Source organism: Pseudomonas sp. FJ2-5-13 (genome assembly GCF_029201605.1).
In the GTDB taxonomy this organism is placed as follows: Bacteria; Pseudomonadota; Gammaproteobacteria; order Pseudomonadales; family Pseudomonadaceae; genus Aquipseudomonas; species Aquipseudomonas lactis.
In genome coordinates, this window is sequence record NZ_CP104045.1 from 124,186 (window position 1) to 135,906 (window position 11,721).

The 11,721-nt window shown below is 58.3% G+C and carries 8 protein-coding genes and 1 pseudogene; 4 read left to right on the forward strand and 5 right to left on the reverse strand.

Annotation, left to right across the window (positions count from 1 at the left end; genetic code table 11):
- Positions 1-169: 169 nt before the first annotated feature.
- Positions 170-2,050 carry a methyl-accepting chemotaxis protein gene (locus N2A98_RS00600; protein ID WP_078802241.1) on the forward strand — a complete coding sequence of 627 codons (1,881 nt, stop codon included), beginning with the start codon at positions 170-172 and terminating at the stop codon, positions 2,048-2,050.
- 63 nt (positions 2,051-2,113) lie between these two features.
- Here the strand turns inward: N2A98_RS00600 and N2A98_RS00605 are convergent, their stop codons facing one another.
- The 4 genes from N2A98_RS00605 to N2A98_RS00620 all read right to left on the reverse strand — a co-directional run bounded on the left by N2A98_RS00605 (position 2,114) and on the right by N2A98_RS00620 (position 8,279).
- On the reverse strand, positions 2,114-5,491 hold the full coding sequence (locus tag N2A98_RS00605; RefSeq protein WP_275622874.1) for an amino acid adenylation domain-containing protein: 3,378 nt from the start codon (positions 5,489-5,491) through the stop codon (positions 2,114-2,116).
- A complete protein-coding gene (locus N2A98_RS00610) occupies positions 5,488-6,435 on the reverse strand; it encodes a diiron oxygenase (RefSeq protein WP_275622875.1) in 948 nt (315 codons plus the stop codon). Before N2A98_RS00610 ends, N2A98_RS00605 begins: the two co-directional genes overlap by 4 nt.
- Positions 6,432-7,190 carry a DUF3050 domain-containing protein gene (locus N2A98_RS00615; protein WP_275622876.1) on the reverse strand — a complete coding sequence of 253 codons (759 nt, stop codon included), beginning with the start codon at positions 7,188-7,190 and terminating at the stop codon, positions 6,432-6,434. Before N2A98_RS00615 ends, N2A98_RS00610 begins: the two co-directional genes overlap by 4 nt.
- Before the next feature lie 381 nt (positions 7,191-7,571).
- Complete coding sequence (locus N2A98_RS00620; RefSeq protein WP_032894258.1) at positions 7,572-8,279, reverse strand: GntR family transcriptional regulator; 708 nt, start codon at positions 8,277-8,279, stop codon at positions 7,572-7,574.
- Between the two features lie 251 nt (positions 8,280-8,530).
- On the opposite strand from N2A98_RS00620, the gene lapG reads away from it, so the two are divergent.
- The 3 genes and pseudogenes from lapG to N2A98_RS00635 all read left to right on the forward strand — a co-directional run.
- Positions 8,531-9,223 (forward strand): cysteine protease LapG, encoded by a 693-nt coding sequence (lapG, locus tag N2A98_RS00625; RefSeq protein WP_014716364.1) that lies wholly within the window; start codon positions 8,531-8,533, stop codon positions 9,221-9,223.
- Between the two features lie 14 nt (positions 9,224-9,237).
- Positions 9,238-11,184 (forward strand): cyclic di-GMP receptor LapD, encoded by a 1,947-nt coding sequence (lapD, locus tag N2A98_RS00630; RefSeq protein WP_044270349.1) that lies wholly within the window; start codon positions 9,238-9,240, stop codon positions 11,182-11,184.
- A gap of 18 nt (positions 11,185-11,202) precedes the next feature.
- Positions 11,203-11,289: pseudogene (locus N2A98_RS00635) on the forward strand (outer membrane lipoprotein carrier protein LolA); the annotation flags it as partial.
- Positions 11,290-11,307: 18 nt separating this feature from the next.
- Here the strand turns inward: N2A98_RS00635 and N2A98_RS00640 are convergent.
- Entirely contained in the window at positions 11,308-11,646 is a 339-nt protein-coding gene (locus tag N2A98_RS00640; protein ID WP_032894252.1) for a hypothetical protein, read from the reverse strand.
- Positions 11,647-11,721: the final 75 nt, after the last annotated feature.

Here is an 11,721-nt window from a genome sequence, read left to right on the forward strand (position 1 = left end):
GCTAAAAGAAGATGCTTCTCACAAATTCCTAAGATTTGTCGAAGTTTGGCCGAAAGCCTGACGAGCCATGCGTGCACCGAAATAGAGCGACCGCAGAGTCCGCCTATCCCGTTACATGGAATGTTCCACTCGGCACGCTCACCCCCCTTTGGCAAAAGAAGTCGATGAAATGAATCTCAAGTTCAGTCATAAAATTCTGTTGGCCGCGTCAGGCGTCGTGGTTTTAGCCTTCGCGTTATTCACGCTCTACAACGACTACCTGCAGCGCAGCACCATCAGGCAAAACCTCACTTCGTCCATCCAGCAATCCGGCGAGCTCACTGCCAGCAGTGTGCAGAACTGGCTCAGTGGTCGCATCTTGGTTCTCGAGAATCTGGCGCAGAACGTTGCCCACCAGGGCCGCGCCGCCGATCTTCCTGGTTTGGTCGATCAACCAGCGTTTACCAGCAACTTCCAGTTCACCTATGTGGGACAAGCCAACGGGGTATTCACCCAGCGCCCTGACGCGAAGATGCCTGACGACTACGACCCTCGTCAGCGCCCTTGGTACAAGCAAGCAGTAGTGGCGGACAAAACCATGCTTACTCCGCCTTATATGGCGGCTGTGGGCGGTCAGATCGTGACAATTGCCATGCCGGTGAAAAAGAACGGCGAGTTGTTGGGTGTTGTCGGTGGTGACCTGAGCCTGCAGACACTGGTGAAGATCATCAACTCGGTAGACTTCGGTGGTATCGGCCATGCGTTCCTGGTCAGCGGTGATGGTCAGGTCATCGTCAGTCCGGACCAGGACCAGGTGATGAAGAACCTCAAGGACATCTACCCTGGCACCAACGTACGCATTGAGAAGCTCAACCAGGACGTCGTACTCAAAGGACAGGATCGCATCCTCTCTTTCACGCCTATCAGCGGCTTGCCTGGCGCTGACTGGTACATTGGCCTGTCGATCGACAAAGAAAAAGCCTACGCCCCGCTGGGCAAATTCCGTACTTCGGCCTTGATTGCAATGTTGATTGCCGTTGTTGCCATTGCGGTGCTCCTGAGCCTGTTGATTCAAGTGCTGTTGCGCCCGCTGACCACCATGGGCGTGGCCATGCAGGACATTGCCCAAGGCGAAGGTGATTTGACCCGACGTCTGGACGTGACCAGCAAAGACGAGTTCGGCGAGGTCGGCAGCGCATTCAACCAGTTCGTCGAGCGAATTCACGCGTCGATTTCCGAAGTGTCTTCGGCAACGCGCCAGGTGCACGATTTGTCCCAGCGTGTGATGGCTTCATCCAATGCGTCGATTATCGGTTCTGACGAACAGAGCGCGCGTACCAACAGCGTGGCCGCAGCCATCAACGAACTGGGCGCTGCCACCCAGGAAATCGCGCGTAACGCCGCGGATGCGTCCCAGCACGCCAGTGGTGCCAGCGAACAAGCTGACGATGGTCGTAAAGTGGTGGAGCAAACCATCCAGGCGATGTCTGAGTTGTCGCAGAAGATCAGCCTGTCCTGCACTCAGATCGAGACCCTTAATGCCAGCACCGACAACATCGGGCACATCCTGGATGTGATCAAAGGTATTTCCCAACAAACCAACTTGCTCGCCCTCAACGCTGCGATCGAAGCGGCCCGTGCTGGCGAGGCCGGGCGTGGTTTTGCCGTGGTGGCGGATGAAGTGCGTAATTTGGCGCACCGTACCCAGGAGTCGGCAGAAGAAATCCATAAGATGATCACTTCGCTGCAAGTGGGCTCGCGGGAAGCTGTGACCACCATGAACGCCAGCCAGGCTTCCAGCGAAGAAAGTGTCGAAGTCGCCAACCAGGCAGGTGAGCGCCTGGTCAGCGTGACGCAACGTATCGTTGAGATTGATGGCATGAACCAATCCGTCGCGGCCGCGACTGAAGAGCAGACCGCAGTGGTTGAAACCCTCAACGTCGATATCAACCAGATCAACCTCTTGAACCAGCAGGGTGTGGCCAATCTCAACGAGACGCTCAAGGACTGCGATGCGCTGTCCCAGCAGGCCAGCCGACTGAAGCAATTGGTCGATAGCTTCAAGATCTGATCCTGACTGCATCGGAGCGAGGCCTCTCGCTCCGACTGTTTTGCCCTGCGTCCACGGTGCTATTCAGAGGAAGTTGATAGCGCTCAGGTAGTCGCAGCCTTTGCGTAACAGCGCCTGGCTCTTGGGTGGATAGCACATCCCCATTTTTTCCAAGCCCCACCGGGCATTGTCGTAACGGATCATCGATGTATCACCGATGTCTTCGCCCAGTCCGTCCAGGTAAAAGCCCAGCACCCCGAACAGTGCGTTATCGCGACTTACGTTGCGCAACGCCCGTTGCCAGTGTTCAACGCTGACTCGGTCAAAAACGTGCCCAGCCTCGCTGAAGGCATCGAGGTACTGATCCCAATTCAAGGGCTGCGGATTGTGCAAGTTGAACACGTTTCGCCCAGGGTCAAAATGAGCGCTGTGGAAGGCGATGAAACGCGCCAGGAAGTCCACCGGCATCAGATCGAAATTGGCCTCCAGTCGCGGCACCAACCCCAATTGCAGAGACCCCTTGAGCATCAACAGCAAGCGGTTTTTCTGTGGCTGACAAACACCGTTCTGGCTGTTGAAACTGATATTCCCCGGGCGATGAATATTAACCCAGGCCCCTTGCTCGACTGCTCGTCCTAATAGCCGCTCGGCGACCCACTTGGAGAGGTTGTAGCCGTTTTTCACGTAGAGCGGCAGTGTGCGCTGGGCTGGCGCTTCAAGTACGTAGCCATCGACGTCCACGCTGCTGCAGGCTGACAGCGTCGAGATGAAATTGAGGACCTTCTTGCAGTGGGTCTCGCAAAGACGCAGGCACTCCAGCAGAGGCTCGACGTTGTCCTTGGCGAGTGAGGCGTAATCCATCACATGATTGACCTGCGCGGCGTTATGCACCACCACGCCGTAATGACGGGCGAGGTGCTCGTACACATCGTCGGCCAAGCCCAGGCGGGGTTTACGAATATCAGCGGCGTATACCTGCACTCGGCTCAGGTCCAGATGTTCCAAGCGGTATTCACGCAATGCCTGGGCGAACCTTGCCGCCGCCGAATGGCCGGGCAACTCACGCACCAGGCACGCCACGTCCTGCGCTCCGCCAGTCAGCAGTGCCTGGACGATATGCACCCCGACAAAGCTGTTCGCGCCAGTGACGATGGCTTTGCGCGAATCTCCCGCAAGGGCCTCGGGCAGCACTTCGACCGCCAGTGCTCGCGTCGCGTCTTGCTCAATCTGGTTGGACTGGGTATCCGGCAGCGTGCCGCCATCCATGAGTGCGGCCAATGTGCGAATGGTCGGTGTCTCAAAAAAGGGGCTCAGGCAGAAGCTTCGGCCAAACTGCTCGCGCAGGCGTAGCAACAGGGTCGACAACAGGATGGAGTGGCCACCGAGGTTGAAAAAACTTTCATCGATCGAGAGGTCGCCAGCGGGTAATCCCAACAGTTCACCCCACAGGTCAGCCAGTTGTGCCTGCAAAGGGTCTTGTACGCGGCAGCGGCTCACCTCGACGGGTGTGGGTATTGGCATGGCCAGTAAGGCTTTGCGATCGATCTTGCCGTTATCCGAACGGGGCATGCCTGCCAGCTCGCTCCAGGCGCTTGGCTGCATGTGCACGGGCAACCATTGCCGAGCGTGTTCCTTCAGGCTTGCCAGCGTAGCGCCAGGTTCTGGCCGGGCGGCAAACCCGATGACTCTGTGTGCCGCATCGATCACCACTGCCACTTGGCGAAACAAGCGACTGTCGCGCAAGCACTGCTCAATATCCTGGGGCTGAACTCGAAAACCGCGAATCTTGACTTGTTCATCTCGGCGGCCACCCAGTTCGATGCCCTCTTGCGTCCATTTCGCCAAGTCGCCGCTACGATAAGCCTGTAGCACATGCCCATTTGGCAGTGTCAGCGCCACAAACGGATTGTCGACCGGAGACAGTGCATTGGAATAACCCAGGCTTACGCCTGGGCCGACAATGTACAAGTCGCCCATCACCTGTTCATCCACGGGCTGCAGGTTCTCGTCGAGAATCAGCACCTGGCTGTTGGCAATGGGGAGGCCGATATTGCGATGGCTGTCACCTTTTTGGAACACGCGATGGGTTGCCAACACAGTGGCCTCGGTCGGCCCATAGAGGTTATGCAGTTGGCATTGACCGGCCAGTTGTTCGATCACGCAGGGCTCGCAGAAATCACCTCCGGTCAGCAGATGAGACATGCCTAACGGCTGATCCAGCGGCAGGATACTGAGCAGCGCCGGTGGCACGAACCCATGCGTGACGCGTTGCTGGCGAATCAGCTCTACCAGTTGCTGAGGGTCGTGACGTTGGTCTGCACTGGGGACAATCAACTCGGCGCCGGCGATCAAGGCCGGGAAAATATCGATCAGTGACGAATCAAAGCCCAGCGACGAAAACTGCAGGACGCGGCTGTGTTGATCCAACGCCACGCGCCTGACGAGCCAGGCCGTGAAATGCGCCAGGTTATATTGGCTCAGCAGTACCCCCTTAGGCTGGCCCGTCGTACCCGAGGTGAACAGTGCCACGCAGGGCTCGTCGGCACCGGGACGATGGCGCATCAGCGGTTGCGTCATGTCGGCTCTATGCGCGGCGACCTGGCTCACATCAAGTGAAACGAAACGCTCTCGCAGCGGGTGCTGGCCGTTCTCCAGCAGCACGCACGCCTTGAGGCTGGTCAGCATGCAGTGCTGGCGTTGCTTCGGGTGGTCCGGGACCAGCGGCAAATACACGGCGCCGCAACCCAGTACCGCAAGAATGCTGGCGTACAGCTCGGCGGATTTCTCCAAGCATACGCCGACTACTCGGGGTGACTCGGCACTCTCCAGCAGGGGAAGCAGGCGTTGTTGGATTGCCATGGCTTGTTGCTCGAGCTGCCGATAAGTCAGCGCATGACCGGCGATGTTCAGCGCGGTTCGATGCGCGAAGGTATGAAGGCTGGCCTGCAGCCGTTCGATCATGGGCGTCCGGGCCGCGTGCAGTAAGGCAGGGTCTGCCGTGCGGTTGAACCGGTGCTTGAAAGCCAAGGCATCCAGCTCTTGCAGACCCTGTTCAGGCCAGGCATTAGCAGTGGCCGTTGCCGAGAAATAAGCGGGATCTCTTGAGAAACCGCAGACCAACAAAGCAGCGCACTCCACCAATGCATCCGTTGCCTGCTGGCGCAACCGCTGCCCATTACCGCTGGGCTCCTGGGCAACGTCTTGCACATTTAGCAGGCGTCGCTCGCGGTCATAGCAGCGCAACTGCAGTAAGGGCAGCCCGTGTTCGCAGAGCGGGCCGATACCCACGCGCAAGCTTAGCCAAGGCGCACTGGTGGGCGAGGGCGACAGCGGCTGACTCCCGTCTTCAATCACCAGGTCGACAGACTCCGTTACTGCCACATGCCCATATTGCTCCAGCTCCTGCTTGAGCGCCTCCAGAGCTTTACTGGTGCCCCGCCACTCGATCTGCAAGCGCCTCATGCCAACCTCCTCGATACGGGCAGGTAGTCGCTCAGGGCTCGTGCCACGCTAGGGGTTTGCAGTACACCGCTGTGGTGCAGAAAGCCCATGATATTGGCCACCAGCGGATGTTGATGGGTGATGGGAAAGTCCAGCGCCTGGATTTCATCGCGCAGTGCCAGGCGAGCGTCGGCACTGATAACCAAGTGTTCGATCAGTTGCAGATCGAAGTCTTTCTGTAGGTCGTTGGTCAGGTAGTGCGTCAGGAACACGGGCAGGGCTTGAGCAATGTGGTCGCGAGCTTGCGAGCTTGCCGATTGCCAGTAGAGACGCACCAACTGTGTCCAGAACCGCGCATGCCGCCCTTCATCAAACAGATGATCGGCCATCAGGCCGCGGATAGAGGATTTGACGCTGCCGTCTTTGGAAAACGCTGCGACGTCATGGGTGACGGTGTTCTCGGCGATGGCGACGCCGATCAGCTCAACGGCATCGTGCAAATATACCGGTACCTGCGCCTGGGCTGCCGGCAGCGCGCGGCCCAATTCAATTTGCCCGGGTAGATCAAGCGGTTGGATTCCGGTCATCTCCACGGCTTGCTGCAGGAAATCCAGCGCGACCAGCGCGTGGTAATCCTCGTCGACAACGACCGTCATCGCGTCGTAGCGGCAGGCGAGGGGAAAGGGCAGGGAGAAGCGATTTTTAGCGATGCTGCGCGCGGTTTTGTCGACGATCTCGGTTTCGAAAATCACCACGTCATTGATGAATTTATAGAAGCTTTGCACCAGTACGAAGTCGCGCCATTGTGGGCAGTGCTTGAGAAAGGTTGCACTCAGCACCAGAGGCTGGCGGCACAGGGGGAAGATGAGTTTGTCGTCGTCTTCCAACATCCGCCGGGGGCGTGTGCGGATGGTTGCGCGACGCTCCCAGTCATCGGCAAAGGATTGGTAGTGGGCGGCGTTCACGGGCGTACCTCTTGCATCGAGGCCAGTACGTCGTCCCAGAGGGTAATACGACTCTCCAGGGCGCCCAGGGCGGTGTTATCGGCCTCTCGCTGACGGCTGGGGTCTGCTTCGATCAGGCGCTGTAGCAACTGATGCGCCGCAGGCCCGTGATCATCGCTGTCCATTTCGATATGGCGGCTGAGGTAGTGACATAACGTTGGGGCCTGCCGACCTATGAAAGCATGGCTATGCAAAAGCCTCTGGAACATAGACGGAATTACACTCTCGCGGCCATGCAGGAACGCCGCCGCCACACAGTGGGTCGGAGCGCTCAAGGCGATTTGCAAGGTGCTGTCGACGAAGCGGGCCACGCCTGGGGGCGCACCGATCATTTGCAAGGCTACGCTTACCTCCACTCCCTGGCTTTGCAGCTCGATAAAGCGGCTGATTGCGACAGTGCTGGCGCCCACTTCCGTCATGGCGTCCAGGTACAACTCGAAGTGGCTGCAATAGCCTCGCGTCGGGTGTTCGTCCGACTCTTCAGCCAGCACGATTTCATTGATCAGGCGGGCAGCGCGCGGGTCAGCGCAGGGGAGCCAGGGCAGTTGCGTGCAGGTCAGGTCCTGTTGCAGGCGTTTGGTCAGGCTCATGAAGTCCCACACGGCAAATACATGGTATTGCATAAAGTGTTGTAACTTGCCAAGGGTGTTTATTTCTATAAATAATGGGTGGCCGAAAAGTTTTTGTTTTTTTAGCTCAAGTAAATATTGATGCATGGTTGACGCCTATAGTTGTTGCGAGTGCTGTAAAAGCAGTGTTGGAATATTATAGTTGTGGATGTAAGAGTAACTTGGCCACGATCACGTGCACGCCGCTGCCTTTTAAGTAGGCGGTCGCAGCGGTTTGGGAAAGCGGAGCTTGCTAGGCGAAGATAGTAAGCTGATTGAATGTTTGAACCGGTATACAAATGTATTAAAGGACTTTGCGGGTATTTATATGTACGGTAAGTTGCCCGGATGTAGGTGAGATTTTTCCGTGCACTAAGTCGGCGTTAATTGTCCTTTAGTTGATTTTTTTAATATTTCTGACGGAGCAACAATCCTGATAGGGAAGTTGCTCGGTCACATAAGTATTAAGGGCTCAGGCGAAAAAACCGACTACACGGCTTTTTTGTCGGCGCTCTCAAGGCCCCTGAGGTAGGTCGCGATTACCTCCATGCCTCGCATCAAGTGGTTACGCAGCGTCAGGATGCTCTCCTCGACCCTCTTCTGTGCCACCAGGCTCAGCAGTTCGCGGTGATCCTCCTGGGAAGTCTCGCCCAGCCCCATCGCTTCAAGGTTGAAGCGCAGGAAGCGCTCCTCCTCGTTCAACCCGTGCTCGACCAGAGTGAGTAGCCGCTGGTTGGGCGCCTTGCCATACAACACCATGTGGAACAGGCGATTGAGCCGACCAATCTCGGTGTAGTCTTTTTCGCTTTCCAGTGCATTGATACAGGCCTCGGCTTGAGCAAGGTCCGCGTCGGTGAGCAACGGAATCGACAGGCGCAGGGCTTCGGACTCCAGCAGCATGCGCAAGGCATAGGTCTCAGCCGAATTGTCCTCGATCAAGGGGGCAACGACGGCACCCTTGTGAGTCACCACATGCAGCAAGGATTGCGCCTCCAGCTGGCGCAAGGCTTCGCGCACGGGCATGCGGCTCACGCCGAACAGGCTGGCCAGTTCTTGCTGGCGCATGGCGGTGCCACAGGGCAATCGCCCATCGAGGATGGCATTACGCAAGGTTTCTTCAATAACCGAGCGCGCAAGATGGGCGGGAATAGGTCCGCTGATTTTGATGCTGCTTAATGGGTTCGGCTTCTGCGTCACGGTTGCGCTATCCTCCTTTTCTTGAATAATAGTTTGGCTAATTGGATCCAAAGAACACTAAAGATGGGCCAGGCGCTTGTCAAACAGCCAGAGTTTCCGTTTGTAAGGGCTTACACAGCATACTTTGTGTCTCTCACAAGGGGCGGTTATAAAAACGCGGCTCCCGCGAATGATTGCACTGTGCCATTGTTTTTTGTAGGGCCAGGCTTCACCATTCCTTGAAATTCCGTCTCTTTCATGGACTGAACACTTTGGCGGTAAGTTTTATTCCCTATCGACTGCTTTGCTGGCTTTTATCAGCAATTTTACTGGCTGGCCTGATGCTTGGCGGGCTGCGTGCCGATTGGGATTTCTCGCAGATCAGCCGCAAGGCCACCGCCGTCTACGGGCCGTTGGGCCAAGGCCAGCAGCGTATCGACGCCTGGCAGCGGCTATTGGCGAGCGAAAAACAGGTCAGCGAGCAGGACCAGCTCAAGGTCGTCAATTTGTTCTTCAACAAGCAAATGACCTACGTGGAAGACATCGATCTCTGGCACGTTGTCGATTATTGGGAGACACCCGTCGAAGCACTCTGGAAAGGTGCCGGTGACTGCGAAGACTACGCCATCGCAAAGTATTTCAGTTTGCGTCATCTGGGGGTGTCCAGCGACAAACTGCGCATTACGTACGTCAAGGCCCTGCGGCAGAATCGAGCGCACATGGTCCTGACCTATTACTCGACCCCCGACGCGGTACCACTGGTGCTCGACAGCCTGATGGATGAGATCCTGCCGGCCACCCGTCGCACCGATCTGGTCCCGGTGTACTCATTCAACGCCGAGGGGCTGTACTTGCCCGGCGCCAAGGGCAACAAGAAAGTCGGTGATACCAAACGCCTGTCGCGCTGGCAGGATGTGTTGAGAAAAATGCGTGCGGAAGGCTTTCCAGCCGAGCCTGCCAACTAGGAGTAACTGATCGGATGTCTCTGTTCAAACAGCTATTGATCGCAATCTGTCTGTTCCTGGTGGTCGCCTTCAGCGGCAGCTTCATGGTCAGCCTGGAAAGCTCGCGCACCCAGTACGTCAACCAACTGCGCTCCCACGCCCAGGATGCCGCGACGGCGTTGGCGTTGTCGCTGACCCCGAATATCGACGACCCTGCCATGGTGGAGCTGCTGGTCAGCTCGATCTTCGACAGCGGTTACTACGCCAGCATCCGCGTCGTGGACCTGGCCACCGACAAAACCATCGTCGAGCGCAGCGGTATTCCCGACAACAACGGCGTGCCCAACTGGTTCGTCAAGTTGATCGGCCTGGAGCCGGCCGGCGGTGATGCGCTGGTCAGCCGTGGCTGGGAACAGGCCGCACGGGTAGAAGTGGTCAGCCATCCGATGTTCGCCCTGGCCAAGCTCTGGCAAAGCGCCCTGGGCAGCCTGGGGTGGTTGCTGCTGTGCGGCGCGGTCAGCGTGGTGCTCGGTGGGCTGCTGCTGCGCCGGCAATTGAAGCCGTTGGACTATATGGTCAAGCAATCCCACGCCATTGCCCGCCGCGAGTTCCTCAGCCTGCCTGACTTGCCCCGCACGCCAGAACTGCGTCGCGTGGTACAGGCCATGAACCAGATGGTGGAAAAGCTCAAGGCGCTTTTCCAGGAGCAGGCTGAGCGTAGCGAAAAACTGCGCACCGAATCCTACCAGGACAACCTCACCGGCCTCGCCAACCGTCGTTATTTCGAGATGCAGCTCAACGCCCGCGTCAGTAACCCGGAAGAGACCAACTCTGGCTACCTGCTGTTGCTGCGCGTCAAGGACCTGGCTGGCCTCAACCAGCGCCTGGGCGGCCAGCGTACCGACCAGTTGCTGCAAGCGGTTGGCGAACAACTGCTGCGCCAGTGCGCGCCGTACCCGGAAACCCATAACCTGGTCACCCGTATTCGTGGCGGTGAGTTCGCCGTGCTGGCGCCAGGGTTGATGCGTGAAGAAGCGGTGCAACTGGCGCAAAACCTCGAAAGCACTTTGCTCAGCCTGCAAGCGACCGGTGCCAGCGACGTTACGCCGGTCGCCTACATTGGCCTGGCGCCGTTTAGCCATGGCGACGCGCCCCAAGCCCTGTTGACCCTGGCCGACCAGGCCCTGGCCCAGGCCCAAGCGCAGGGCGACACCAGTTGGGTGTGCCTGGACCGCAGCGCCGCCGCCAGCGTGGGAGACGATCACCATGCCTGGCACACCTTGTTGGACCAGGCCCTGACCCAGCAGCGCTTCCAGCTGTATTTCCAGCCGGTGGTGGCCAGCCAGGACCCGCAGTTGGTCTTGCACTACAAAGTGCTGTCGCGCTTGCAGGACGAGGATGGTCACACCATACCGGCCGGGCGCTTCCTGCCGTGGCTTGAGCGCTTCGGTTGGTCGGCCCGCCTGGACCGCCTGATGCTGGAGCAGGTGCTCAAGCAGATGAGCAGCCACACCGAGAACCTTGCGCTGAACCTCTCGGCCGCGACCCTGCAGGACCCCCAGGCTCTGAACCGCATCTATGACCTGCTACGCCAGCACAGCAACCTGGGCCCGCGCCTCACCCTGGAGATCGGTGAAGAGCAACTGCCTGAGCAGCACGTGCTGGAACAGATGACCCAGCGCCTGCGCGAGCTGGGTTTCTCCCTCAGCCTGCAACGTTTCGGTGGGCGGTTCAGCATGATCGGTAACCTGGCGCGCCTGGGCCTGGCGTACCTGAAGATCGACGGCAGCTACATTCGCGCCATCGACCAGGAAAGTGACAAGCGCCTGTTTATCGAGGCCATTCAGCGAGCGGCCCATAGCATCGACCTGCCGCTGATTGCCGAGCGTGTAGAGACCGAGGGCGAACTGAAGGTGATTCGGGAGATGGGAATTTTCGGTGTGCAGGGCCAACTGTTTGGCGAACCCGCACCCTGGAAATAATTACCTGTAGGAGCGAGCTTGCTCGCGAAGATCGTCAACGATAACGCGCAAAGCCTGACCCCCCGTGGCGATTTCAGTTTTTTCGCGAGCAAGCTCGCTCCTACAGCGGTAGGAGCGGTTGGATTAAATCAATCCCTTCTCGTCATCATCGATCAACTGGCTCAACCCACCCAACGCCTCCCGCGCCTGGTTACGGTCCATCAACTTGGCCTGGGCTGCCGGCGGCAGGTCGGTCACGCTGATCACCCCTTTGCGGGTCAGTACCTGGATCAAGTCGTCCAGCACCCGGATCATCTCCAAGTCGCTCTGCTTGAGCTGGGCCAGGCTGGTTTCCACCACTTCGTTGGCGTACCAGGCCTGGATCTCATGGTGATCGGCCGGCAGGGTTTCGGTGGAGTCGGCAAAGGCGATAGCCTCTACGCGAACCAGCGCGCCCTGTGCATCACGTTGCACGTAAAACATAACAACCCCTCGAAAATGCGCCACAGGCGTTCAACAGCATAGGTCAACGCTGTGTGTATGGGCGTGAGTATGCGA

Excerpts from the sequence above, each read along its gene's own strand:
- N2A98_RS00600 (WP_078802241.1), top strand. The coding sequence starts at position 170 with ATGAATCTCAAGTTCAGTCATAAAATTCTGTTGGCCGCGTCAGGCGTC.
- N2A98_RS00605 (WP_275622874.1), bottom strand. The coding sequence starts at position 5,491 with ATGAGGCGCTTGCAGATCGAGTGGCGGGGCACCAGTAAAGCTCTGGAG.
- N2A98_RS00615 (WP_275622876.1), bottom strand. The coding sequence starts at position 7,190 with ATGCATCAATATTTACTTGAGCTAAAAAAACAAAAACTTTTCGGCCAC.
- lapD (WP_044270349.1), top strand. The coding sequence starts at position 9,238 with ATGTCTCTGTTCAAACAGCTATTGATCGCAATCTGTCTGTTCCTGGTG.
- N2A98_RS00640 (WP_032894252.1), bottom strand. The coding sequence starts at position 11,646 with ATGTTTTACGTGCAACGTGATGCACAGGGCGCGCTGGTTCGCGTAGAG.